Below are 22,733 nucleotides of genomic sequence, written 5' to 3' on the forward strand. Positions count from 1 at the left end.
CTCAGACGCTGCCAGGTTGGGAAGACAGGCCGCTCGGCTGCGCCGACGCCACCAGTGCTTCACGTACGTCCCGTTCGAAGTGATAACGACCGGTGTGCAGACTGCTCGGCCCAAGGCGGGCGAAGCGGATCATCAGGAACATCTCGATCACCAGCAGGAGGCTGTAGAAGGCCACCAGGGCGATCAGCGAGCCCCAGATATCGCCCGCCGCCAGCGTCGAGGTGGACAGATGGGTCGGCAGTACCTCGGCGATCGACCAGGGCTGACGGCCATGCTCGGCGACGTACCAACCGGTCTGCGCGGCGATCCACGGCAACGGCAGGCTGAACAGTGCGAACTTGAGCAACCAGGGCTTTGTCTCGGCATTGCGCTTGATCGATGCCCAGCTCGCCAGGGCAAACAGCAGCAACATCAGAAAGCCGGCGGCGACCATCACGCGAAAGGTCCAGAACAGGCTGAACACATTGGGGATAGTGTCCAGCGCGGCGAGCTTGATCTGCTCCTCGCTGGCATCAACCACATCGGCGGTGTACTTCTTCAGCAGCAGCCCGTAGCCCAAGTCCTGCTTGACCTCATTGAACGCGGCGATGGCCTCGGCCGACTTGTCGCCGCTACGCAGCACCTGCAGTCGCTCGTAGGCGAGCATGCCGTTGCGGATGCGCAGCTCATGCTCGGCGACCAGCTGCTTGATGCCCTTGATCTCCTCATCCAGCGAGCGCGTGGCGATCAGTCCCAGTGCGTAGGGGATCTTCACTTCGTAATCGGTGCGCATCTCCTGCTGATTGGGCAGGCCGAACAGGGTGAAGCCGGCCGGCGCCGGATGGGTGTCCCACTCGGCCTCGATGGCCGCCAGCTTGACTTTCTGCACGTCACCAATCTCGTAGCCGGATTCGTCGCCAAGAATGATCACCGAGATCGTCGACGCCAGGCCGAACACCGCGGCGATGGCGAACGAACGGCGGGCAAAGCCCAGGTCGCGCTTCTTCAGTAGATAGAAGGAAGAAATCGCCAGCACGAAGATCGCCCCGGTGACATAACCCGCGGACACGGTGTGGACGAACTTGACCTGCGCCACCGGGTTGAACAGCAGCGCTCCGAAGTCCACCAGCTCCATGCGCATGGTCTCAAAGTTGAACTCAGAGCCCACCGGGTTTTGCATCCAGCCGTTGGCGATGAGGATCCAAAGCGCCGAGAGATTCGAGCCCAGCGCCACCAGCCAGGTCACCGCCAGGTGCTGCACCTTGGAGAGCCGGTCCCAGCCGAAGAAGAACAGGCCGATGAAGGTGGATTCGAGGAAGAACGCCATCAACCCCTCGATGGCCAGCGGCGCGCCGAAGATGTCTCCGACGTAGTGGCTGTAGTAGGCCCAGTTGGTACCGAACTGGAATTCCATGGTCAGTCCGGTGGTGACCCCCAGAGCGAAGTTGATGCCGAACAGCTTGCCCCAGAACTTGGTCATGTCCTGATAGACCTGCTTGCCGGTCATCACGTAGACCGACTCCATGATCGCCAGCAGGAACGCCAGCCCCAGGGTCAACGGCACGAAGAGAAAGTGATACATCGCCGTCATGGCGAACTGCAGGCGTGATAGATCGACAACGCTTTCCGAGATCATCTCGGCCCTCCCTCGGGGATCAAACCCCGCGAATCAAGCAAATGGTCGGCAACGCGCACCGAACCGTTCTCGGGAATGCTGGGGGCATCGAACCAGACGTTTTTTATGATCATGAGGATCGCGACCTTGGCCAGCACTACCAGCACGACGTCTCGCCTGAGCGATGACTTGAACATGCCTACCTCCTTGCGTGACCGCCCGAGCGCCAGGCGCTCCGACAGCATGTTGCGATTGAAGGCCCCCTTGGGGTGAGGGCCGACATCCGGGCGCGACGCCTGGACTCAATCGCGGCGCCCCGAACCACCCGTGGAAGCTGCTCTGGTTCGAGGCAGACAAAGTGTCCGGCGCACCCTGCAAGCGGGCAACTGCGACAGCCTGCCCCACCCACTCGCGGCAATCTGTGCCAGAGCGGCGCTGCGCTCCAAACAAGCAGTGACACCGGCGAGCGACGCCGGGTCAGGCGCGACGCGATCGCCACACTGCGGCGCCCTGTCGCAGTCATGGCACACGCAGCCAGCGGCGAAACCCGTTGCCGGCCGTGCTCGAGAGCGGGCTCCAGGCGAAGTCCCAGGGCGCCGGCGGCAGCTCCTCCGCCTCGGCGGCGAGCGGGCGGCCGCCCTGGCGCACCCGTGGCTTCCAGTCGAATACATGCTCGCTGTCGCCTCGCCAGCCGAGCACGATGCCGATTGCCGGGCTGTCATCGCTGGCGACCCAACGCGCTGCGGCGGCGAGCATCATGGCCTCGATATGCTCCGGCTCGACCAGCTCGCGGTAGTCGGAGGCCAGCAACCAGCGGCAGACGCCGAGGTGGAAGGTCCAGTCCAGCGCCAGCTGGCAGCCGTAGGCCCAGGTCATGAACTGACGAAAGATCTCCAGTCCCTCTGGCGGGTCAAGCTTGAGCAGCCGCGGGCAGACATCGAACAGCGCATGCCAGTACGGCAGCAACTTGGCATCCAGATGCACGAAGCTGCGGGCGTTGCTGGGGTAGTCGGGAAAAGGCAGCCGATAGCTCACGCGGCTATCGGCGCGGGTGAATCGTTCCATCATGGTCATGGTGAAATCCCCTGAATCGACTGGGCCGTCGGAAGGCTCCGACAGGTAGCCGTCTCGTCCGCTGCTACGGGCGGAAGGACGGCGAATCACGTCAATCAGGAAATTTCAGGGCGCGCGCGGATTCAGTGCCGGCCAGTGGTGGCGCGGGCCATGACGCTCAATCAGCGGTAGCGGAGTCGCCCCTGTCGTGCGCCGCCCCAGCCAGGCCAAGGCGAACAGTGCGACGATGGCGAGGAAAACCGAACTGCACAGTGGGCAGTCGAGGGCATGCTGCGACAGGTCATGTAAATCGGAGGGGAGCGCGTCGAGGCCTACGCCGCCATCATTGCCGGTGACGCAGAATGCGTCCTGCCCCATGGCCAGACCGAAGCCCACATGGGTGGCGTGGTTCAGACTGCAGACAAAGGCATTGAGCAGGATGCAGGTGAAGAGCACCCATACGATCTGCGCACGCTTGTCTTTGACGATGGTCATGTTTGGACTTTACACCGCACGCCTCTGGACGGCGCTGCGCCAAACCGTCGCAGCGGCCTCAGTGGTTAACGGTGAACGCCAGCATCGCCGAGAGCTGACACAGCGGACGGCCACTCTCGCTCTGCCACTGATTGAACGCAGCCTGCACCGCAGCCTGGTCACGCTGGCTGCTGGGAACCTTGTCGACGATTTCCTGCGCCTTGAGCGCGGCTACTACGTCATTGCTGGGGACGAAGGTGTCCTTGCCGGCCATGCGCAACAGGCGCGGCGCCGACAATCCGCCGAGCTGGCTGCCGTGCCTGGTCAGGTAGCGCCACAGGCCGACGATGTCGCCGCTCGGCCAATCGGCCAGCAGGTTGCCGAAGCTGCCCTTCTCTTTCGCCACATCGAGCACGAACTGCGCGTTACGCGGCACGCTCTTGAGCTTGCCGAGATGGCGGATCAGCCGGGTGTCCTGCATCAATCGTTCGATGTGCTCACCGCCCATCAGCACGACCTTTTCCGGGTCGAAGCCGAAGAACGCCTGCTCGAACGCCGGCCACTTTGCATCCACTAGGCTGTGCTTGAGGCCAGCGCGGAAAATGCGCAGGCTGATCAGCGAGAGGTAGCGGTCACCCGAAACGCTGCGCAGTTGGTCGGCGCTGTGGGGCTGCGGCAGGCGGGCCTCCAGCGCCGCGGCCGAGCCGAAGCGGTTGAGGCAGTATTCGTGCAGCCATTTGTAGTCTTGCATGGTTCAGATCCGATGGTGACGGCAGCGGCACAGGGTGCCGGTGACGAGCCGGCCTCGCAAGTCCGCCGCCATCGACGCAGCTGGGCGGCAGCGGTCGGGTGGCGTTCGCGCAGGCTGGTCTGGACGAATATTCGCGGGCAAGCCCGCTGCCGCTGTGAAGCCGGCGCAGGCCGGGTGGCACCGCTTGGTACGCGTCCCATTGCCCTGACGCCAGGCGCAGACGGTGGACAAGCTTCACGTTGTCCACCCTACGAGCAGAACGTCGTTTGCGTGCGAGCCGGCTCAGACGTGCAGCGGGCTCTCGGTATCAGCCGCGCAGCCGCTGCGCCGCCTGACGCAGCATCTGCTCGGTCGCCGTCCAACCCAGGCAGCCGTCGGTGATCGACACGCCGTAGCGCAGCTCGCCGGACAGCGGCTGGCAACCATCGAACAGATGGCTCTCCAGCATGACGCCACGCAGACTCATGTCGCCAGCCAGGCGCTGCTCGATCACCGACTCCAGCACCGCGGGCTGGCGCAGTGGGTCCTTGCCACTGTTGGCGTGGCTGCAATCGACCATGATGCGCGGAGCGATCCCCTGCTTTTCCAGCGCACGACGGGCAGCAGCGACACTGGCCGCGTCGTAGTTGGGTGCGCCGTGGCCGCCACGCAGGACCAGATGGGTATCCGGATTACCGCGCGTCTGCAGCAGTGCCGGATGGCCGAGATCGTCGATGCCGAAGTGCTGGTGTGGATGTTCCGCTGAACGCATGGCGTCGCAAGCGATGCCCAGGCCGCCATCGGTGCCATTCTTGAAGCCCACCGGCAGGTCCAGCCCGCTGACCAGCTCGCGATGGATCTGCGACTCGCTGGTGCGCGCGCCAATCGCGGCCCAGCCCAGCAGATCGTCGAAGTACCCGGCAGCCAGCGGCTGCAGTAGTTCGGTGGCAATCGGCAGACCGGTTTCGAGAATATCCAGCATCAGGCGGCGCGACAGGTGCAGCCCCTCAGCCATGTTGCCACTGCCGTCCAGATGCGGGTCGTAGACCAGGCCTTTCCAGCCGACGGTGGTACGCGGTTTTTCCACATAGGCGCGCATCACCAGCAGCAGCTGATCGCTGACGTCAGGCGCAAGCGCGGCGAGACGCTCGGCGTACTCGAGCGCGGCGACAGGATCGTGCAGGGAACAGGGCCCAACGACGACCAGCAGGCGCGGATCACGACTGTCGAGCACGGCGCGGATGGCGTTGCGGTCGTTATGGATGCGTGCGGCAAGGGCGTCGTTCAAAGGCAGACGCTGGCGCAATACCGCGGGGCTGGGCAGCGGCTGCGCGCTGCGGCGGGCGACGCTGGCCTCGGCGGTGGCGACGGGTTGTTGGGCAAGTACGGTGGCGGATGCATTCATGATCTGGCGGTTCCTTCTGCCGGCGCGGGTGGTCCACGGCGGCGCTAGTCGGGTGTTCGTTCGCGTGCTTTGTGTTCGGCGTCGAAGCGGCTAAATCGCCAGTCGTAGCGGTAATAACGGTCGGTGCGGTAAGTGGTCATTGCGTGTTCCTCGTTGCGTTGGGCCATCGCGTGGCCGAAAAAACAAAACCCCCGGTCGGGTGGCCGACCGGGGGTTCGAAAACTGCTCTGGTGGCGACCCTGCTTGCTAGGGCGCCTGTGGGGTATCAGGCGCGCCTGTGGCTAAACCAATACCCAAAGTAATAACCAGCGGCTGCAACCTGCTGCCCACGAGCGACCACGGCGCGAATGGCACCGGCATCGACAACGTTCAGGGCTACAGGGTTCAGGGACATGCTGATCTCCAGAAGATGACCGAACCATACTCTGCCGGGACTGTGGCTTTCAACCGGCACGGCAAAAGAAAGTGGCTGGCTCGGCCGGGTGCGCCCGATTACAGGCTCATCACATCGACGAAGCGCGGCGTGGCGCTGTCATCGATACGCAGGCTCTTGAAATCAAACAGGTTGCGGTCGGCCAGCTGCGAAGGCACCACATTCTGCAGCGCGCGGAACATGATCTCGGTGCGCCCTGGCGACTTGCGCTCCCATTCCTGCAGCATTTCCTTGACCACCTGACGCTGCAGATTTTCCTGCGAACCACAGAGGTTGCAAGGGATGATCGGAAACCCCTTCATCTGCGAGTACGCCTCGATGTCCGCCTCGTTGCAGTAGGCCAGCGGGCGAATCACCACGTTGCGTCCATCGTCGGAGAGCAGCTTGGGCGGCATGGCCTTCAGCGTGCCGCCGTAGAACATGTTGAGGAAGAACGTTTCCAGGATGTCGTCGCGATGATGCCCGAGCGCCATCTTGGTCGCGCCGATCTCGTCGGCGAAGGTGTACAGCGTGCCGCGGCGCAGACGTGAGCACAGCGAGCAGGTGGTCTTGCCTTCCGGAATCTTCTCCTTCACCACCGAGTAGGTGTCCTTCTCGATGATGTGGTACTCGACGCCGATGGACTTCAGGTACTCGGGCAGCACGTGCTCGGGGAAGCCTGGCTGCTTCTGGTCCATGTTGACGGCGACCACCTCGAACTTGATCGGCGCGACCTTCTGCAGATAGAGCAGCACATCGAGCATGGTGTAGCTGTCTTTGCCTTATAGCTCAAGGAAACCATAGGATTCAGTAAATCCATAATCGCAACCAATTGATTTTAAATAATTTAAGTGAGAAACGCGGTTTACAGAAAAATGAAAAAATGTAAATTTAGTACCTTCTTGATCTCCAAAAACCCTAATCCCCCCCAAAAAACCACTTTCAACCTTTACAAAATCCGAACGACATCAATCCGGCCTTCCACACTGGATGATGAAACCGAGGCTGCTTCGAATTCGTAGGGCGGCCGAGCATCCGATCTATCAATGGATAGATCTATAAAGTCGAAGAGACTGCGATCAGCTAACTGGGAAGGACTTACGTTTTGTAAGCTGTGAAAAATATTTTCTACGCAGCCAGGATTTACTGAATCCCACTCCGCAATCATCGACTTGATTTTTTTCCTCTGCAAATTCTCCTGCGAGCCGCAGAGATTACACGGGATAATTGGATATGCGCTATCGGCAGCGACCTTTGCTATATCTTTCTCGCGACAGTAGGCGAGCGGCCGGATAACTATATTTCTCTTGTCGTCGCTAAGAAGCTTAGGAGGCATCCCTTTCATTTGCGCCTGGAAGAACATGTTAAGAAACAAAGTTTCAACCATGTCATCCATATGGTGACCAAGTGCTAATTTAGTAGCCCCAATTTCCTCGGCAAAACTATAAAGCGTGCCTCTTCTGAGCCTAGAGCAAAGAGAACAAGTAGTCTTACCTTCTGGAATCTTACTCTTGACAACAGAATAAGTATCCTTGTCAATTATATAATAATCAATCCCTTTAGCCTCAAAAAACTCAGGCAATATATGCTCCGGAAAGCCAGGTTGCTTCTGATCCAGATTTACCGCGATAACACTGAATTTTATTTGTGCAACTCTTTGCAAGTGCAGCAAAGCGTCAAGCATTACGAATGAATCTTTGCCACCACTTACGCAGGCCATAACTTTGTCGCCATCTTCGATCATTTTGTAATCTACAACAGCCTTGCCCACATTGCCGCGCAGTTTTTTGCGACGAAGTTCCGCAGCCTTGTTAATCTGAGATGCTTGTTCACCCATCATCATAGATACCATCTTCCGATCAAAATATTTAAAAAATCAACCCACTTTAAAGACACGACCTACCTTGCAATATCCCGCACTACTTGCAAAGGAATGAGATAGCTAGACACTACCAAAATCGGATGCAGAAATAATCCAAGGCAAAGCACAAGATTGAGGCCAGGCACTTAATATACGACATACACCCTTAATTAAATCTATACAGCAGTAACATCTGCCGATGTTTGATCCCACCTATATCATAACAAGATCATGCTTGCGTTTTATAGAAGCGGCTGACCAACGATTGCATTCAGCTTGACTGAGGCGCAACAGAGGAGGATGACAGCACGGAACTCTGCAAGTCACGCGGAGGGGCCGCAGCAGCCTCAGAAACGCGTATGGCGACAGGCAGGCATCATTCATTTGGGCTGGATTCAGGCGGTAGAGATCAAGCCTTCAACGCAGCCTCGATCGCGGCAATGTCAATCTTCGTCATGCCATACCCACCATAGCTAAATGGGAAACTAGCCTGACGTATCAGGCTGGAGACGGCCAGAAGCAGTCAGTCAATCATGCGTTACAGTGATTTTTTGCAGCTCTTTATAGAGCCGTTAGCTGCTGCCACCAATAATCCATAGGGCTGCCAGTCGTCAGACAGTCTTATTCTCGATCAGGCGATTGCCCCGTCGATGACCAGTAGCTCACCGGTGATGGAGCCAGAGTCCGGTCTTCGGATGCAGGACTCCTGGCTTTGCTCACTCAGCGCCGATCCCGGCCATCGGTTCAGTTTGGCCCCAGCCACCGCCCAGAGACCTGAACAGGTCAACCAGCGCAATCTGCCGTTCCGTGCTGATTTGAATTAGTGTGGTCTGGTTGCTAAAGGTGCTGCGCTGGGCGTCAAGATAACGCAGGTAGTCGTCCACACCGCCTTCATAACGGGCCTGGGCCAGCTTGAGCGCCTGTTCGCTGCTGTCGGCGAGCGCCCGCCGAGCCCCCTCTTCGCGGCGCAGGGTGTCAGTGGCGGCCAGGGCATCGGCGACTTCGCGGAAGGCGGTCTGGATGGTGCCTTCGTAGTCGACCACCGCCGCGTCCTGGCGCACTTCAGCGAGGTCCAGGTTGGCGCGGTTGCGGCCACCGGCGAAGATCGGCAGCGACAGCGTCGGGGCAAAGCTCCAGGCCCGCGAGCCGCCATCGAACAACCCGGACAACTCGGCACTGGAGCTGCCCACCGAACCGGTCAGGCTGATCCGGGGAAAGAACGCGGCGCGAGCTGCACCGATATCGGCATTGCGCGCCTTGAGGCGGTGCTCGCTGGCGAGAATGTCCGGGCGCCGTTCGATCAGTTCCGAGCTGGTGCCGGGGGCGATGTCCTGCAGCACCATCAGGTCGTCGCGGGGCGTCGCGGGCAGCAGGCGAGTGGCATCTGGCGTGCCGAGCAACAGGACCAGGGCGTTGTCCGCCTGGCGTAGCTGGCGTTCGGTGCTCTCGCGCTCGGCCCTCGCCTGTTCGGCAAGGCCGACCGCTTCCTGGTAATCCAGGGCGGTGGCGGCCCCCGCTGCACGGCGCTGGCTGACCAGCTCCAGCGAGGCCAGGCGGCTGTCCAGGGTTTGTTCGACCAGGGCCATGCGGCGTAGCGCACCATCGCGGGTCAGGTAGGCCTGGATGACCTCGGCAACCAGGCTGATCTGCGTGGCACGGGTCGCCTCCTCGGTCGCCAGGTAGGTCTCCAGCGCGGCCTCGGAGAGGCTGCGCACGCGGCCGAACAGGTCGACTTCGTACTCCGCGAGGCCGAGGCCGACCTGATAGTTGCTGGTCACTTCCGAGCGCCCGGTCTGCGACAGATCGGCAGGCAGGCGCTGGCGGTTGCCGCTGGCATTGGCGTTGATCGAAGGCAGGCGATCAGCACGCTGGATGCGGTACTGGGCACGCGCAGCTTCGATATCCAGCAGCGCCTGGCGCAGGCTGCGGTTGTTGCTCAGCGCCGTATCCACCGCGCGGCGCAGGTCGGCATCGACGATGAAGGTCTGCCAGTCCAGCGCCTGGGCACGGGTGCCCTCCGCGTCGGCGGCTTGCCAGTGCGACGCGACCGGTGCCTGCGGGCGCTCGTAGGTCGGGGCCAGCGAACAACCCGCCAGGGCGGCGATGGCCAGGGGCAGCAGAGCGCGACGGAGCATGAAGTGAGAGGTCATCGCATTACTCCGCTTTATGCAGGGGATGGTTGTCGGTTTGCTGAGGTTTGGTGCGCAGCAGCGACAGCACCCAGACGAAGAAGATCGGCACGAAGATCACCCCGAGCATGGTCGCGCTGAGCATCCCGCCCAGCACCCCGGTGCCCAGTGCGCGCTGGCTCGCAGCGCCGGCGCCAGTGGCGATGGCCAGCGGCACCACGCCGAGCATGAACGCCATGGAGGTCATGATGATCGGGCGGAAACGCAGGCGCGCGGCTTCGACAGCAGCATCGCGCAGCGAGTAGCCGTCTTCCCACAGGTCCTTGGCGAACTCGACGATGAGAATGGCGTTCTTCGCCGCCAGGCCGATCACGGTGATCAGGCCGACCTTGAAGTACACGTCGTTGGGCAGGCCGATAGCAGTCACCGCCAGTACCGCGCCGAGTGCGCCGACCGGCACGATCAGCATCACCGTCAGCGGGATCGCCCAGCTCTCGTAGAGCGCCACCAGCAGCAGGAACACCACGGTGATGGCCAGGGCGAACAGCATCGTCGCCTGCCCGCTGGCGACCCGCTCCTGATACGACAGCCCGGTCCACTCGTAACCGATACCTTCGGGCAGCTCGGCAGCGATGCGCTCCAGTTCGAGCATCGCCTCGCCAGTGCTCACGCCGGGCGCGGCGTCACCGGCAATGCGGATCGACGGGTAACCGTTGTAACGCGCGACCTGCACCGGGCCTTCTTCCCAGCTCGTGGTGACGAAAGCACTCAGCGGTACCAGGCTGCCGCTGTCGTTGGGCACATGCAGGCGCAGGACGCTTTCCGGTGTCATGCGCTCGGCCTGTTCGGCCTGTACCACCACGCGCTGCTGGCGGCCGGCGTTGGCGAAGTCGTTGATCACCGACGAGCCGAACGCAGTGGACAGCGCGCTGCTGATCGCTTCGAAGCTGACTCCCAGCGTGCGCGCCTGCTCACGGTCGATCACCAGGCGCAGCTGCGGCGCCTCGGCCAGACCTTCCATCATGGCGTAGAGGAACTTCGGATTGCCGTTGACCTTGCCCAGCACTTCATCGCGCGCTGCCAACAGGGCATCGCGGCCAAGGCCGGCGCGGTCCTGCAGGCGCAGGGCGAAACCACCCGAGTTGCCCAGGCCTTCGACCGGCGGTGGCGGCACCGCCATGATCGCGCCGTCATCGAGGTTGGCGAAGTGCTGGTTGACCGCAGCCGACTCGGCTTCCGGCGACTGCGAAGAATCTCGCTCGGACCAGTCCTTGAGCAGCGGGAAGGCAATGGCCGCGTTCTCACCCATGCCGGAGAAGCTGAAGCCGAGGACCAGGAAGGACGTCTGCACGGCCTCGCGGGCCATCAGAAACTCTTCCAGCTCCTCACCCGTGGCCGAGGTGCGCTCACGGGTGGCGCCTGGCGGCAACTGGATGTCGACGATCATGTAGCCCTGGTCTTCCACCGGCACGAAGGATTCCGGCAGGCGCAGGTAGAAGAAACCCATCAGCACCACCACGCCCAGGTAGATGAACATCACCCGCCCGGCGCGCGGCACCAGCTTGCCGTTGAGTTTGGTGTAGCGGCCGGTCAGGGCGGTGAACTTGCGGTTGAACCAGCCGAAGAAACCGGTCTTCTCGTGATGGCCTTCGGGGATCGGTTTGAGCAGCGTGGCGCACAGCGCCGGGGTGAAGGTCAGCGCGAGGAAGCCCGAGAACAGGATCGACACCGCCAGCGACAGCGAGAACTGCTGGTAGATCACCCCCACCGAGCCGGCCATGAAGGCCAGCGGCAGGAACACCGCCGACAGCACCAGGGTGATACCGATGATCGCCCCGGACACCTGCCCCATCGCCTTGATGGTCGCCGGCACCGGCGCCAGGCCTTCCTCGGCCATGATCCGCTCGACGTTCTCCACCACCACGATGGCGTCGTCCACCAGGATGCCGATGGCCAGCACCATGCCGAACATGGTCATCATGTTCACCGAGAAGCCAAGCAGGTACATGAAGGTCAGCGTACCGAGCAGACACACCGGCACGACGATGGACGGGATCAGGGTGTAGCGCACGTTCTGCAGGAACAGGAACATCACCAGGAACACCAGCACCATGGCCTCGATGAGGGTCATGATGACCTTGTCGATCGCCACGTCGACGAAGCGCGAGGTGTCGTACGGCACGGAGAACTCGACGTTGTCCGGGAAGTTGGCCGACAGCTCGGTCAGACGCTGCTTGACCGCCTCGGCGGTCTGGATCGCGTTGGCACCGGGCGACAGCTGCACGGCGGCGGCAACGGCGGGCTTGCCGTCCTGGCGCGAGCCGAAGTTGTAGTCCTGGCTGCCGACCTCGATGCGCGCCACGTCGCCCAGGGTCAGGCGCGAGCCGTCCTGGTTGGCACGCAGCACGATGGCGGCGAATTCCTGCGGGTTGTCCAGGGTACCCTTGACCGCCAGGGTCGCCGTCAGCTCCTGCTCGCTGGAACCCGGCGTGCTGCCGAAGGCACCGGCCGGCACCTGCACGTTCTGCGCGCGGATGGCGTTGTTCACGTCATCGATGGATAGGCCGTAGCCGACCAGCTTCTGCGGATCGATCCACACGCGCATGGCCGCCTCGGAGGCGAAGAACTGCAGCTTGCCGACGCCGTTCACGCGACGGATTTCGTTGTTGATGTTGCGCGCGGCGTAATCGGCCAGCGCCGTGACGTTGGCGTCCTTGTCGCCATCGGTGTAGCTCAGCGTATAGATCAGCAGGAAGCCGGCGGTGGCCTGCTCGGTCTGGATGCCGAGCGTCAGCACGGCCTGCGGCATGCGTGCCTCGGCCTTCTTCAGACGGTTCTGCACGTCAACCTGGGCCAGTTCGGGGTCGGTCCCTGGCTGGAAGGTGACGGTGATCTCGGCGATGCCGTTGGCGTTGCTGGTGGACTCGAAGTACAGCAGGTTCTTGGCGCCGTTGAGTTCTTCCTCGATGACGCTGGTCACCGAGTCGGTGAGCACCTGCGCCGAAGCGCCGGGATAGGTGGCGGTCACGGTGATCTGCGGCGGCGCCACGTTGGGGTACTGCGCCACCGGCAGGAACGGGATGGCCAGCAGGCCACCCAGCGAGATGAACAGGGCGACTACCCAGGCGAAATTGGGGCGCCGGATGAAAAACAGGGACATGAGAGGTTCTCCGGCTTACTGCGCCTGGGACTGTGGAGCGGCTTCGGCGGCATCTTGCTCGCGGGGGATGACCTTGGCGCCCGGACGGATAGCCGCCAGCGAGCTGGTGATCACCTTGTCGCCGACCTGCAGGCCCTCGCTGATTTGCCAGCGCGAGCCCTGCATGGCACCGGTGGTGACCTGGCGCGCCTCGACGGTATCGCCCTCCCCCAGCAGCATCACGCTGGCCTGGCCGTCAGCCGAACGCTGCACGGCACGTTGCGGCACCAGGATGGCGTTCTGGTCGAGCCCTTGCGGTGTGCGCACACGCACGTACATACCCGGCAGCAGCACGCCCTCGGGGTTGTCGAACTGGCCTCGCAGGGCGATCTGCCCGGTGCTGCGATCCACCGAGATATCGGTGAACAGCAGCGTGCCCTTGCGCTCGATATCGGTACCGTCGACACGCAGCGACAGCGGCTGGTCGCTCGCACCGGCAACCTTGCCCTCGGCGATTGCCGCGCGCAGGCGCAGGGCATCGGCAGCAGGCTGGGTGAAGTCGGCGTACACCGGATCGAGTTGCTGGATACGTGCCAGCAGCGTGGCTTCGCCCTGGCCTACCAGAGCCCCTTCGGTGACCTGGGCGCGACCGATACGCCCGGCGATGGGGGCGCGAACCTCGGCATAACCCAGGTCCAGGCGGGCAGTTTCGACATTGGCCTGGGCCGAGCGCTTGTCGGCCTGGGCGCTCTGCAGAGCGGCCTTGGCGTTGTCGAAATCCTGCTGGCTGACGGCGTCGATCTTCACCAGTGGTTCGTAACGGCGAACCATCGCCTGAGCCTGGAACAGCTGCGCCTCGGCGCGAGCCAGTTCACCTTGCGCCCGCGACAGGGCCGCCTTGAACGGCGCAGGGTCGATCTGGAACAGCACGTCACCGGCCTTCACGTCGGCCCCTTCCTCGAAGGTGCGCTTGAGCACGATCCCCGCCACCCGCGCGCGCACCTCGGCGACACGCACCGGCTCGATGCGCCCTGGTAGCTCGGCGAACACTGTGAAGGGCTCGGTCTTCACGCTGAGCACATCGACTTCACGCGCTGGCGCCTCTTCCCGTTGCTCTTCGGGCTTGTCGCAGCCAACCAGGGTCACGGCGATCAAATAGGAGATCACGGAAAAAGTGATCCATTCGCGGAATTTGTTCATATCTCACCCAAGCGCGAAGCCAGTACGTAGTCGAAGCCGCGCATGATCCACGCAAAAATTAAATGAGTCAATATTGACTCATTTGATTTTGGTGTGAACAAAGCTAGTATCCTCTTTGAGAAAAATGAGTGTTCTAGGCAAAATACCCGCATCTGCCCGCGATAGATAAAGAGTGACCGATGGATTTAACTGCTGCCGATGAGAAATTGCTGAAGGCCCTGGCGATCGCCATCGTTGACCACCCGCGAGCCACGTTCAAAGAAATAGCCCAGGCAGCGGGGGTCAGCAAGGCGACGCTCAACAGGTTTTGCGGCACCCGCGACAACCTGATCGAGATGCTTCTGAATCATGGTTCGGTGGTTATTTATAGGGTCATTGCCGATGCCGATCTTGAGGCGGCGCCCTTGGACGCATTGCATCGTCTGATCGAAGGCCATTTGATTCACAGGGAGTTGTTGGTATTCCTCTCATTCCAGTGGCGCCCGGACACGTTTGATTTAGATGCAGGCGGCTGCCGATGGCTGCCTTACTCGGAAACGCTGGACGAGTTCTTTCTCCGCGGGCAAAAACTGGGCGTATTCCGTATCGATATCGGTGCCCCGGCGCTTACCGAAATCTTCTCCTCCTTGATCTTCGGCCTGGTAGACGCCGAGCGCCGCGGCCGTATCGCACGCGCAGGTATGGCGGCGTTGATCGAGCAATTCTTCCTGAACGGGGCTTGCAACTACCAAACTTAACGGAAAGCAACGCTCAGTTTTTTTCCAACGGGTTGGCGGTGTCCGTTTTTGGCCGGTCGCAGCCGAACAGCCCAGGCTCTACCTCCGTAAAATATCTACCGAATGCGCGCACTCTAGTGGGCGCGTGAAGCACAACCGCCTACGATTTTTGGCAGTAGCCGTGTCAGCACTCAACAAAAAGGCTGCTACTGGAATCGCCGGTGTAAATCCGGGAAGAGCAGTTGAGCGAACCATACTGGGAAGCCAGGATAAAGGTCGCGAGATTTGGGTGACGGTGCTTCTACCACCCCAAGCAGTAGCAGTTCCCTGAGTTGATTGGCCGCCGTCTTGTCGTGCAGGTTGAAGTACGCTTTGAAGTCGGCACGCGGCACCTCCCCCTGAATAATCAGTAGGTATAAGGCACGTGCGCCCTCAGGCTTGATGCCTGCATGGATGAAGCGAGGTTCGAATTGGATAATTCGTGCCAGCCGTTCGCGCAGGACTGGCATTGCCATAGCCTCACGCGTGAACTGAATCTGGTCCTTACATACCGAAAGCATGAAGCGTACAAACTCAACCAACCCGGCTTGGGTCAGCTGCCCACGCCCATCCAAGTCGCCCCGGCGGCCCTGATCGGCTGCACTGAGGCGCGCGTAATACTCGCCCCGCTTACGGGCCAGGCCCCGTGAGATGGACCACAGAGATGAGCCCAAACCGACTCTCGTCAGTTGCAGGTGCGTTGCCATCCGGACAACACGACCATTGCCGTCCTCGAATGGGTGCACGAACGCCAGCCGATGGTGATAAGCCATGCTCGCCAGCAACTGTGAGCGCGGGTCATTTGCACTGCCGTAAACCTGCTGCAGTCGGTTCAGCATCGGCGTCACAGACTCCCAGACTGGTGCGTAATGCCCACCAACAACCACATCTTTTTGCGACTCATCACGAAGTCGGCCGGGTGTCATCAGACGGCCCTCATTTACTCTGAGGTGAGCGTCCTTCGCTCCCTCAAAAAACCTGCGATGGAGGGACTTCAAGAGATTCACTCCGAACATATCGCTCCACGTGATTTCACTGCTGCGACGATCAAGTACTCGTTCAAAGGCTTCCTGCGCCTGGATATGCGTAATTGCCAGAAGGCCGAGCTCTTTGGCCTCCCTACGCTTGATACGTTGAGAAAGCTCTGCAGGCTCGGTGTAGTGACCTTCAATCAGGTTGCTGTAGTAGCTGTTGGTCAGGCGCATCAGCTTGCCAAGACGCTTGGCAGTCTCGGGCGCTACCGAGCCTGCAAGCTGTCCAGCCAGAAAAGGCAGTGAGTCAGCCAGCTCCAACACATCAGTCGGGTACCCGGGATAGGCGGGAACAATGGGCTCAAGCCAATGGATGCCTCTGATGAGCTGATCGTTCATGGCTTTCAATTTTCTGATTTATTTTCTGATTTATCAGGACTGCTAAACCCTTTCTATGCTTTGCTTACAGGCTACTCACGCACCAATCACAAGGGAATATTTTTCTCATTTTATTTCGAATAAAGCGACGATTTAGTTCTCCACTCAACTGCCCGATGTGAAGCCTTGCAGACTTGGGGAATTCGCCTGGTAGGGATGACCTGCTCTTTACACACAGCAATGGCCGGCGGAACTCGGAAGAAATCACTCGACGCTGGAGCTGAACACATTCGACCAGCATGTAGTGCTTGCTAGGAACTCTTCGCCTTTCCCGGCCAGAAGAACTTCACCAGCGCTCGGGTAGTGGCGCAACAGATGCTTTGCACTGGATCTGACATCCTCCGGCAATTCAGCATTACGAGACAGTTCGATCAAAAAAGCTCCGGTATGGATTACAGCCCTAGTGCGCTCATGTGGCATAGTCATACCAAGTCCTCCAAATACTGATCTAAACCCAAGCTGATTGGGGCCAGCAGGCGCCTGGTCGAACCGCTCAGCCTTCTCAACTTATAAAACCCCGCCGTATTCGATGCTGAGCAACAACCGACGCACTTGGAGCGCGCCAAGAATGGTGGTGCATAAAGAATGGGGTGTCCTCCCATCCAAGGCAAAATTGGGGGATGCTAGCCATGCCAAAGCGGTAGCACGGCTTCCGAATACCTCAATAGCAAGCGCTTCGACCTGCTCAAGGCGCTCAGCAACCCCTGATTCAGACATCAGCTCTTTTCCCAGTAGTTACCCTTGCTGACCAAGCCAAAATCCTCAGAGGAAAACGGCTGATCATCATCGAACATGCCATTGACCATGCGCTCCCGACGCAATCCACTCAGCACTCTGAAAAAACAGGGCTCGCAGAGATGCACCCGGTAGTGCTCGCCGTCATGCTGCGAGCCATATCCCCATTGGACTTCAAGCTTGCCGTGTTGGAGGCCATAGCCGGGAACTCGCGTTCCAGAACTGCACACGTCGCAGATAACATCTTCAACGACATCGACCAATGCCTGCGACTTAATCTCCATACGCACCTCTCGATTACGTTCCAGGCAGCACCGGCCGGTTGTGGATTCATGCACACCGATATCGTTTGATGAGCTTCGACTGGGTGAGCATCAAAAACAAGCCAGTAGTTGCTGCCGGTAATGCTGGGAAAAGCTGACCTGGTAAGCGGGCTCAATTGCAAAGCCACCCAGCGAAATAATGTTCGTAGCCTGCGACCCAGTACCAGGTTCTACACTACCCAACCCTGCATCTCCGATACTTTCTGCATGCTCCAAAGCCACCACCGGTTCTGGCCGGGAGCCTGGGGTTAAACCAGGCATATGGGCATCGCTTAAAACAGCCAGATCATCCGGTAAGTCATCCGCAATTCGCTTCGCAAAGCCCTGAAGCGTTGGCTCCGCCAGCATAAAAAGCCAGGCCTGATCGTCGGTCTCACCTTTGCGCCGTAATACCCGTCCCAGCACTTGCCGGTAGTGCAGTTCGGTGCGAATACGGCTGAGATAGCAGCACACTTGCAGGCGGGGAATGTCGGTGCCTTCGCTGATCATTCCGACGGCGACAATCCAGCGGCAGGTGTGGCTGCGGAATGTATTGATCACTTGCTGCGCATCCGGGGTTTTGTTGGTCACGATGCGGCACTCTTCACCCATTTCATCCAGAGCCAGTGCAATTTGCTGGGCGTGTTCGATATCGGTGGCCACCACCAAACCGGCGGCATCAGGCTTGATCTGGCGTAACTCGTTCAGCTTGCTGCAGCCAAGGTCGAGGATTGGGTTGATCACCTCATCATGGCGCAGTAGTTCCTCATAGGTGACAGGTGACTCGCCCAACAGTTTGGCGATGCTGGGAAACAGCCTAACAGAGCTATCAGCACCCAATTCTTCCGTAAGTTTCACCTTCTGATTGTCGAGCAACACAATGCGAGGAGATCGGCACACGCCGTCGGCAATGGCGTCTTTCAAGCCATAACGGTAATCGCAGATCAGATGCCCTTCGGGCGATGAATAGCGCGCCAGGGCGATGGCCTTATCGTCTGAACGCCAGGGCGTGCCAGAAAGGGCCAATGTGAAGGCAGCCCGATCCTGTATCCGATGCAGTATCTGCTGCCCCCAGACATTGCTGAGCAGCGGATCGTGGCCGGCGCAATGGTGGATCTCATCGAAGACCACGAACACCCGATAGTCATCAAGAAGCTGCCAGAATCCCTCATCACGGTATTCCATGGCCTGATAGGTATAAGCCGCGCCCACGGCACCTATCTGGCCGTCGAGACGCCTGCCTAGCACAGCCGCAAAGGTCGAACGAAAACCCTCCACGACCTGGCAGGACGGCGCAAAGCACAGCACCAAATCAATTCTGTCCTGCTCAAGCAGTCGGCTGGCCAATTCTGCAGCCATGCGCGTCTTTCCGGCTCCCGGTGTTGCCTGGCAAAAGAAGTGCGGCGTGACGTTGAAGTGCTCCAACGCTTTGGTGATGCAGCTGTTCTGCCAGCTCCGTAGCGAGCTGCTCATCGTGGTGCAGCGAGCGTTTTGAGGGTCTTTTCGATGGCGCGCAAATGCCCCAGGAGGCGAGAACTGCGATCCCTTGCTTCCAGGTAATCACCTTCAACCTTGTCCCGTAAATGCGGCATCTCGTCTAGCAGCAGTTTGAATCGCTCTGCCTCGCCCATTGAAGTGAGAAAGTCCAAGCGGATTTCCTTGTGGAGCGCCTCCAACTGCAAATCCGTATTGGCTGACGACTTAAGCGGCAAAGTTTCCACGTCGCGTACTGTCGTATCTGGTTCGGGCACTCCGGCAGCCATAAGGCTGTTCTCAAAAGCGTTGTCTATCAGTTCTAGTTGCAGATGTACCGGAATCGGCTGCAGGTGGTAGACCTGTCCTCGAACACGACGATCCTCATCCAGCACAACCCAGCCCGCGCGCACTAATCGCCGAATCTGCTCGTACACGTAGCGGCGCACATCGGCGATACGGAAATGTGTGCCCTTCAGACGAGCAGCATAGGCATCACGCAGTTCACGCGTCGTAAACCTTGCACGCCCCTCCTCCTGAAGCAGCTCGTACAGACGCCTGTCGAAGGTAAACGAGGCCGATTTCATTGAGGCACCAGAAGAGTCAACGCAGCAGAAATGCGGATTATAATCCGTGGCCCCTATATCCGTAAACACACGATAGTGCCGCCTCAAGTGGAATTGAGACGGTCATGGATAAGTTGGCGAAGGCGTTAGGGGAACGCATCCGGACGCAGAGAAAGGCTTGCCGGATTTCTCAGGATGCTCTAGCGCTGGCCTGCAGTATGGACCGTAGCTATATGGGGCGAATCGAGCGTGGCGAAGTAAACATCACCGTCGAGAAGCTGTATCGGATCGCAAGCGAGCTCGCTTGCGATCCATCCTGCCTTCTGCCTCAGTTGTCAGAGCTGTAGCTCCGCGCCTGATCGAGAGCGGTGTTCAAGAAGGCCTGACAAGTCTGGGCCGAACTTCGCTCTCGGATGGCCCCTGCAACTGCAGACAACACTTGGAAGTCTGCGGCTTTTTCGCATTACAGAAGCGCCTTCCTTTATCATCACCCGGCATCGTGTAGTGGTTGATTTCCCGGTCACTGGGTCAGGGCACTCGGCTGTCGCTGCGGATGGCATTAGGCATACGCCAGTTCTGCTGAACAGAGCTGAGTTGCCGATGCTGACGCCAAGCCAACAGAGCAGCATGTGCCGGCAGGGGGATGTAGCTATTACCAAAATTTTAGCGGCTAAAATCGCCACCTTCGCGCACCAGCGATCTGGACAGTGGTAAATCATGAATGCAGTAGAAATTGAGTCCGCCATTTCGGACCTGGCACTAGAGCCCTTTGACGCGGCGGAGTTTCCGTTCACCTTCCTGGCCGCATTTGGCAACAAGGAAACCGCGCTCAAGCGCCTGCGCGCCGGCAACAACAACACCTCAGACGTGTCCGGTGGCGTGCTACTGCGCAGCAACATTCATATCGCCGCATGCGAGCCTGGCACCGTGGGCGAAACGCTCAAGGCCTTGCGCGCCAGCCCGGCCACCACAAAAGCTAAAGCCAAGTTTATCCTTGCCACCGACGGGCAAACGCTGGAGGCCGAAGAGCTGATCACAGGTGAAACCATCACCTGCGACTACCCAGACTTCCCCAACCACTTCGGCTTCCTGCTGCCGTTGGCTGGTATCTCCACCATCAAGGAGATCAAGGACAACCCCATCGACGTGCGCGCCACAAGCCGCCTGAACAAGCTGTACGTCGAACTGCTGAACGAGAACCCGGACTGGGCCAAGGCCGAACGCCGCCACGACATGAATCATTTTATGTCTCGGTTAGTGTTCTGCTTTTTTGCTGAAGACACCGACATCTTTGCTGGCGATGGACTGTTTACTACGACGGTTGAGCATTACAGCGAGCGTGATGGTTCCAACACTGACCAGGTGCTGTCGGAAATCTTCCGCGCCATGAATATCAAACTGGCCGAGCGCTCCAGGGCAGAACCGCGCTTGCCTGGCTGGGCCAACAAATTCCCGTATGTGAATGGCGGTTTGTTCTCTGGCAGCACAGAAGTGCCGAGCTTCACTCGCATGGCAAGGACTTACCTACTGCACGCTGGCAACCTGAATTGGCAGAAAATCAACCCGGACATCTTCGGCAGCATGATCCAGGCGGTGGCCGATGATGAAGAGCGTGGCGCACTGGGCATGCACTACACCAGCGTGCCCAACATCCTCAAGGTGCTGAATCCGCTGTTTTTGGATGACCTGCGTGCGCAACTGGAGGCGGCCGGCGACAACAAGGCCAAGCTGCTGAACCTGCGCAAACGCATGGCGCGTATCCGCGTGTTCGATCCGGCCTGCGGCTCCGGCAACTTTCTGGTCATCGCCTACAAGCAGATGCGCGAGATTGAGGCTGAGATCAATCGTCGCCGGGGCGAGGCTCACAATAAGTCTGAAATACCGCTGACCAATTTCCGCGGCATCGAGCTGCGAGACTTTCCGGCAGAGATTGCCCGGTTGGCGCTGATTATTGCCGAGTTTCAGTGTGACGTGCTGTATCGCGGGCAACAGGATGCGCTGGCTGAATTTTTGCCGCTGGATGCGCAGAACTGGATTGTGTGCGGCAACGCGCTTCGGCTTGACTGGCTAAGTATCTGCCCGTCTACGGGCACCGAGGTGAAGTTAGTAGCAGATGACTTATTTAGCTCTCCGCTCGACCAAGCCGAGATTGAGTTTGACAACGCAGGCGGTGAGACCTACATCTGTGGTAATCCACCATATTTGGGGGGTAAAGGGCAGTCGCCATCACAGAAGGCAGAGCTTGCGAGTGTTTTTGGCTCTCACGAGAAAAATGGCGAACTAGATTACGTATCGGCCTGGCTATTGAAAGGCGCGGAGTATTCAGCTTTAAACTCTGCCGAAGTCGCTTTTGTAGTCACAAACTCGGTGAACCAAGGCGCACAGGTTCATCAGCTTTGGCCACGAGTCTTCAAACTTGGAATCGAGATCTCTTTTGCCCACAAGGATTTCAAGTGGTCAAATAATGCAACTAAGAACGCCGCTGTAATTTGCTCCATAATCGGGCTAAGACAGCGTGGGCGAAAGCAGAAGATCCTTACTGAAAACGGCCTTGCAAGGGAAGTATCTTGCATTGGGCCTTACTTGGTTTCTGGAAATGAAATAGTCGTATCTCAGTCCCTCTCACCCATTTCAGAATTAATGCCAATAATTACAGGGAACAGCCCCTACGATGGAGGCAACTTGATTCTGACAAGCGATCAAAAAGAGGAATTGATAAATGGTTACCCAGAGGCCATCAATCTAATTAAAAGGCTATATGGTTCGAAGAATTATTTGAATGGCGAGCAGCGTTATTGCCTCTGGATAGATAATACGAGCAGCCCCATAGCAGAATCTATTCCAGACATTAAACTTAGAATCGACAATGTTCGTAAGTTTCGCCTGGATGGTGGAGATGTCGCGCGAGGCATTGCATCAAGACCACATCAATTCCGCTATACACATCAAGCCAAGTCACATTTAATAATTGTTCCGCGTGTCTCATCTGAAAGACGAACGTATATTCCCTTTGGCCTTCTTTCGAGCGATTGTATAGTCGGGGATTCTGCGCAGGCCATATATGACGCTGAAGTGTGGCATCTGTCCATTCTCCTTAGCCTGCTGCATATGTCGTGGGTTAGGGCGCTTGCAGGACGGCTAAAAACTGACCTGCGCTATTCGTCAGCGCTTTGCTACAACACTTTCCCGCTACCTCTGCTCACCGAGCAAAACAAGGCAGATCTTACTGTCTGCGCAGAGAACATTCTGCTGGCCCGTGAAGCCCACTTCCCCACCACCATCGCTGACCTGTACGACCCGGACACCATGCCGGAAAACCTGCGCCGCGCCCATGAGCGCAACGATGAAGTGCTGGAGCGTATCTATATCGGTCGCCGCTTTAGAAATGACACCGAACGACTGGAAAAGCTGTTTGACCTCTACACCAAGATGACAGCAGAAACAGCAAAGGCCGCGCCGAAGAAACCACGGGAAAAAAAGGGATGAGCAATACCCC

The 22,733-nt window shown here is 59.3% G+C and carries 19 protein-coding genes and 1 pseudogene; 3 read left to right on the top strand and 17 right to left on the bottom strand.

The features are described 5' to 3' along the window. Position 1: 1 nt before the first annotated feature. The 11 genes and pseudogenes from BM275_RS01800 to tmexC form a co-directional block, all read right to left on the bottom strand. Positions 2-1,615, bottom strand: a complete 1,614-nt coding sequence (locus BM275_RS01800; protein WP_090519101.1) for a cytochrome ubiquinol oxidase subunit I — start codon at positions 1,613-1,615, stop codon at positions 2-4. Further along, complete coding sequence (cydP, locus tag BM275_RS01805) at positions 1,612-1,791, bottom strand: cytochrome oxidase putative small subunit CydP (RefSeq protein WP_044314967.1); 180 nt, start codon at positions 1,789-1,791, stop codon at positions 1,612-1,614. The genes BM275_RS01800 and cydP overlap by 4 nt, the downstream gene beginning before the upstream one ends. 322 nt (positions 1,792-2,113) lie before the next feature. After that, positions 2,114-2,668, bottom strand: coding sequence for a putative natural product biosynthesis protein (locus BM275_RS01810; protein ID WP_014819712.1), 555 nt, complete (start codon positions 2,666-2,668; stop codon positions 2,114-2,116). Positions 2,669-2,773: 105 nt separating this feature from the next. Further along, positions 2,774-3,142 (bottom strand): DUF2946 domain-containing protein, encoded by a 369-nt coding sequence (locus tag BM275_RS01815; protein ID WP_090519102.1) that lies wholly within the window; start codon positions 3,140-3,142, stop codon positions 2,774-2,776. A gap of 58 nt (positions 3,143-3,200) precedes the next feature. Beyond that, the gene (locus BM275_RS01820; protein ID WP_090519103.1) at positions 3,201-3,872 is read right to left on the bottom strand and encodes a DNA-3-methyladenine glycosylase I; all 672 of its coding nucleotides are present in this window, start codon (positions 3,870-3,872) and stop codon (positions 3,201-3,203) included. Positions 3,873-4,179: 307 nt separating this feature from the next. After that, a complete protein-coding gene (locus BM275_RS01825) occupies positions 4,180-5,256 on the bottom strand; it encodes a 3-deoxy-7-phosphoheptulonate synthase (RefSeq protein ID WP_090519104.1) in 1,077 nt (358 codons plus the stop codon). Between the two features lie 492 nt (positions 5,257-5,748). Next, positions 5,749-6,450, bottom strand: a pseudogene (gene ttcA, locus BM275_RS01830) (tRNA 2-thiocytidine(32) synthetase TtcA); the annotation flags it as partial. A gap of 167 nt (positions 6,451-6,617) precedes the next feature. Then, positions 6,618-7,511: a tRNA 2-thiocytidine(32) synthetase TtcA gene (gene ttcA / locus BM275_RS01835; RefSeq protein WP_090519105.1), complete on the bottom strand. Its 894-nt coding sequence runs from the start codon at positions 7,509-7,511 to the stop codon at positions 6,618-6,620. 734 nt (positions 7,512-8,245) lie between these two features. After that, the gene (gene toprJ, locus BM275_RS01840; RefSeq protein WP_090519106.1) at positions 8,246-9,679 is read right to left on the bottom strand and encodes a multidrug efflux transporter outer membrane subunit TOprJ; all 1,434 of its coding nucleotides are present in this window, start codon (positions 9,677-9,679) and stop codon (positions 8,246-8,248) included. Positions 9,680-9,683: 4 nt separating this feature from the next. Next, entirely contained in the window at positions 9,684-12,818 is a 3,135-nt protein-coding gene (gene tmexD, locus BM275_RS01845; protein WP_090519107.1) for a multidrug efflux RND transporter permease subunit TMexD, read from the bottom strand. Positions 12,819-12,833: 15 nt separating this feature from the next. Then, positions 12,834-13,997: a multidrug efflux RND transporter periplasmic adaptor subunit TMexC gene (gene tmexC / locus BM275_RS01850; RefSeq protein ID WP_090519108.1), complete on the bottom strand. Its 1,164-nt coding sequence runs from the start codon at positions 13,995-13,997 to the stop codon at positions 12,834-12,836. Between the two features lie 179 nt (positions 13,998-14,176). Here tmexC and BM275_RS01855 point away from each other — a divergent pair, with 179 nt between their 5' ends. Further along, a complete protein-coding gene (locus BM275_RS01855) occupies positions 14,177-14,734 on the top strand; it encodes a TetR/AcrR family transcriptional regulator (RefSeq protein ID WP_090519109.1) in 558 nt (185 codons plus the stop codon). Positions 14,735-14,919: 185 nt separating this feature from the next. Here BM275_RS01855 and BM275_RS01860 read toward each other — a convergent pair whose 3' ends face one another. From BM275_RS01860 to BM275_RS01885, 6 genes are all read right to left on the bottom strand, one after another. Next, positions 14,920-16,122 carry a Fic family protein gene (locus tag BM275_RS01860; protein ID WP_244153833.1) on the bottom strand — a complete coding sequence of 401 codons (1,203 nt, stop codon included), beginning with the start codon at positions 16,120-16,122 and terminating at the stop codon, positions 14,920-14,922. A gap of 243 nt (positions 16,123-16,365) precedes the next feature. Beyond that, positions 16,366-16,587 (bottom strand): BPSL0761 family protein, encoded by a 222-nt coding sequence (locus BM275_RS22370; protein WP_090519110.1) that lies wholly within the window; start codon positions 16,585-16,587, stop codon positions 16,366-16,368. An 81-nt stretch (positions 16,588-16,668) separates the two neighbouring features. After that, positions 16,669-16,878, bottom strand: a complete 210-nt coding sequence (locus BM275_RS22595; RefSeq protein WP_090519111.1) for an antitoxin Xre/MbcA/ParS toxin-binding domain-containing protein — start codon at positions 16,876-16,878, stop codon at positions 16,669-16,671. After that, positions 16,878-17,180, bottom strand: coding sequence for a hypothetical protein (locus BM275_RS01875; RefSeq protein WP_090519112.1), 303 nt, complete (start codon positions 17,178-17,180; stop codon positions 16,878-16,880). The genes BM275_RS22595 and BM275_RS01875 overlap by 1 nt, the downstream gene beginning before the upstream one ends. 90 nt (positions 17,181-17,270) lie before the next feature. Beyond that, entirely contained in the window at positions 17,271-18,671 is a 1,401-nt protein-coding gene (locus BM275_RS01880) for a DEAD/DEAH box helicase (RefSeq protein WP_090519113.1), read from the bottom strand. Further along, positions 18,668-19,258 carry a hypothetical protein gene (locus BM275_RS01885; protein WP_090519114.1) on the bottom strand — a complete coding sequence of 197 codons (591 nt, stop codon included), beginning with the start codon at positions 19,256-19,258 and terminating at the stop codon, positions 18,668-18,670. The genes BM275_RS01880 and BM275_RS01885 overlap by 4 nt, the downstream gene beginning before the upstream one ends. A 104-nt stretch (positions 19,259-19,362) precedes the next feature. Here BM275_RS01885 and BM275_RS01890 point away from each other — a divergent pair, with 104 nt between their 5' ends. Beyond that, a complete protein-coding gene (locus BM275_RS01890) occupies positions 19,363-19,584 on the top strand; it encodes a helix-turn-helix domain-containing protein (RefSeq protein WP_041106964.1) in 222 nt (73 codons plus the stop codon). Positions 19,585-19,954: 370 nt separating this feature from the next. Continuing rightward, the gene (locus tag BM275_RS01895) at positions 19,955-22,723 is read left to right on the top strand and encodes a class I SAM-dependent DNA methyltransferase (protein ID WP_090519115.1); all 2,769 of its coding nucleotides are present in this window, start codon (positions 19,955-19,957) and stop codon (positions 22,721-22,723) included. Positions 22,724-22,733 lie beyond the last annotated feature (10 nt).

The organism is Stutzerimonas kunmingensis, assembly GCF_900114065.1.
Lineage (GTDB): Bacteria > Pseudomonadota > Gammaproteobacteria > Pseudomonadales > Pseudomonadaceae > Stutzerimonas > Stutzerimonas kunmingensis.